A 3,090-nucleotide genomic window follows, 5' to 3' on the forward strand; every position below is an offset into this window, starting at 1 on the left:
AGATATGCTACCATCAAATGTTTCAACACTTTATTCTAACGCGTATAATATGGAAAAAATTTTACCGACTGTAGATATCGTGATTGGGGCCGTTTATGTCAAAGGAGAGAAAGCACCATATCTTCTTACAAGAGATATGCTATCTCTATGCAAAAAAGGAGCAGTTTTGGTAGATGTAGCTATTGATCAGGGAGGATGTATAGAGACTTCAAGACCAACAACACATGATGATCCGATTTTTGAAGTAGATGGTGTTATACATTACTGTGTTACAAATATACCAGGTGACTATCCTTTAACCGCTACACAGGCATTAGCTAATGCAACCATACCTTATGTAACAAAGATAGCAGATCTGGGATGGAAGAACGCCAGCCTAGAAGACGCTGCTATCTATAGCGGAGTGAATATTGCAGGTGGATTTGTAACAGAAATAGCTGTAGCCAAAGCACATCAAATGAAATATCATGAATTAAAAGATATTATTAATAACTGTCCAGAATTCGGAGGTTCAGTATGATAAAACCACTTAGTGTCGATAAGCTCTATAAACATTGTAACTTAGAGCTATTTGACTTTAAAACAACTGCAGAACTTGAAGAGATTGATGAGATATTAGGGCAAAGCAGAGCACTCAAAGCTATCAGTTTTGGAATTGGTATAAAGAAAGAGGGTTACAATCTTTATGCAATGGGAAGAGTTGGCAGCGGTAAACACAGTGTAGTAGAAAAATTTATTCAAAGTCGTGCCAAAGATGAGAAAAAGCCTGGTGATTGGTGTTATGTAAATAATTTTGAAGACCCTAGAAAACCGATTTATCTAAAGCTGGGTTCTTCTATGGGTATGCAACTTAAAAATGATATGGAGGAATTGATTGAAGAGTTACAAACTGTTATTCCATCGATTTTTGAAAGCGAAGAGTACATAGAACAAAAACAGGCAATCATAGATAAAATTACTGAGGCTAAAGAAAAATCTTTAATTGATATACAAAAAAGAGCTAAAGAAGATGGTATATTGATCAAATATACTGCACAGGGCTATACTCTCTCACCTATAAGCAATGAAGGAAAAGTACTAGCAAAAGAGGAATATCAAGCACTTAACAGTAAAGATAAAGAAGAGATACAGGAAAAGATACTCAAATTTAGAAATCAGTTGGAAAATATAGTCCAAGATATTGTTATAGAAAGTAAGTTACGGCAAAAAGAGATTAGAAAACTTGAAAGAAATATGACAAAAAAAGCTGTTGATGCCAGTATAGACGAAATGAAAATAAAGTACCAGGAGTATAAAAAAGTGGTAGTTTATTTAGATAGTGTTGAAGAAGATATTATCGATAATTCTCAAGACTTTTTAATTGCTGCGCAAAACAACCTTATGGCTATGGGAATGAAATCTGTCAAACAGAGTGGAATATTTAACAGATACAGTGTGAATGTACTGGTAACAAATAAAGATGGAGTTGGTGCACCGATCATTTATGAAAATAATCCGACCTATGCAAATCTATTTGGAGAGGTTGAACATATCGCACAGATGGGTACACTTTTGACGGATTTCAATCTTATTAAAGCGGGTGCATTACATAAAGCAAATGGAGGTTATCTTATTTTGGATGCATCAAAGGTATTGATGCAGCCTTTTGTCTGGGAAGGACTGAAAAGAATGTTGAAATCTTCAGAGATCCGTATCGAATCTCTTGGACATTCATTGAGTTTGATAAGTACACTCTCCTTGGAACCTGAAACCATTGAACTAGATGTCAAGATAGTACTGATAGGTGATAGAATACTCTACTATTTACTATATAACTATGATCCTGAATTTAGAGAGCTCTTTAAGATCAATGCAGATTTTGAAAATGAAACAGAGCGTAATGATGAAAACAGTCAGCTTTATGCAAGGATGATCGGTATGATGGCAAAAGATAATGCTCTTTTACCATTAGACAAAGAAGCTGTAGGAAAAGTTATTGAATATAGTTCACGTTTGGTAGAAGACAGCCAAAAACTTTCAACACACTTGGGTGGTTTGAAAGACTTATTACAGGAAGCTGATTTTATTGCTGCACAGAAAAAGATGACAAAGATCGGCAGACCTGAAATAAATGAAGCAATTATGGAGAAGATAGAGAGATCTGACAGAATTAAAGATAAGATGTATGAAGCGATTCAGAGAGGAACGATACTTATTGAGACAAAGGGGTCTGCGATAGGCCAAATCAATGGTGTTGCTATACTTAATCTTGGAAACTTCTCTTTTGGTCATCCATCAAAGATAACTGCATTAACTAGACTTGGTAAAGGTGGTGTGATCAATATTGAGAGAGAAGTAAAACTAAGTGGTCCGACACATGATAAAGGAATGATGATACTTTCAGCTTATCTAGCTGCTAGCTATGCAAAAGATTTTCCTCTAAGCATAACAGCAACACTCGTTTTTGAACAATCTTATGGAAAAATCGATGGTGACAGTGCTTCATGTGCGGAGCTGTTTACTTTACTTTCTTCACTGAGTGAAGTACCTTTAGACCAATCTATAGCTGTGACAGGTTCAGTTAATCAAAATGGTCAAGTACAGGCAGTAGGGGGTATCAATGAAAAAATAGAAGGTTTTTTTGATATCTGTAGTCTGGTAGACGATGAATTAAGAAATGGCATTATTATTCCGGCATCAAATGTAGAACATCTAATGCTTAAAGAAGAGGTGCTTGAAGCTGTAAAAAAGGGTATCTTTAAGATCTATGCTATTGAGAGTGTAGATGAAGGAATGGAAATACTCACAGGGAAAACAAGTGGTAAAAAAGATAAAAATGGTCATTTTCCAAAAGATAGTATCAACTATCTTGTAGAAGAGAAGTTAAAACTTCTAGCCAATAAAAGCAAACAAAAAAAGATATGAGAAATTTATGATTATCTGTAGTTGTATCCTCCATCTGGAACTGCCTTATGTCCAATCACTCAAAGGACGTAGAAGTGTCACGAACAGTATGAAAGAGAAGCTTAAATCATTTAATGTTTCTGTGATTGATATCAGTGGTGAATACGCAAAAGAGGCTGATATCGCTTTTGTCTTTCTTTCTCAAAA

The 3,090-nt window shown here is 35.1% G+C and carries 2 protein-coding genes and 1 pseudogene; all 3 read left to right on the forward strand.

The window, feature by feature from the left end; genetic code table 11:
* Positions 1–520, forward strand: a pseudogene (locus ABZC96_RS09335) (alanine dehydrogenase); the annotation flags it as partial.
* Positions 517–2,904 (forward strand): Lon protease family protein, encoded by a 2,388-nt coding sequence (locus ABZC96_RS09340; RefSeq protein ID WP_373030670.1) that lies wholly within the window; start codon positions 517–519, stop codon positions 2,902–2,904. The pseudogene ABZC96_RS09335 and the gene ABZC96_RS09340, both read left to right, overlap by 4 nt.
* 7 nt (positions 2,905–2,911) lie before the next feature.
* Positions 2,912–3,090, forward strand: a 179-nt coding sequence (locus tag ABZC96_RS09345; protein ID WP_373030671.1) for a DUF503 family protein, incomplete at its 3' end; no start/stop codon positions are given.

The organism is Sulfurovum sp. (assembly GCF_041551015.1).
GTDB lineage: Bacteria > Campylobacterota > Campylobacteria > Campylobacterales > Sulfurovaceae > Sulfurovum.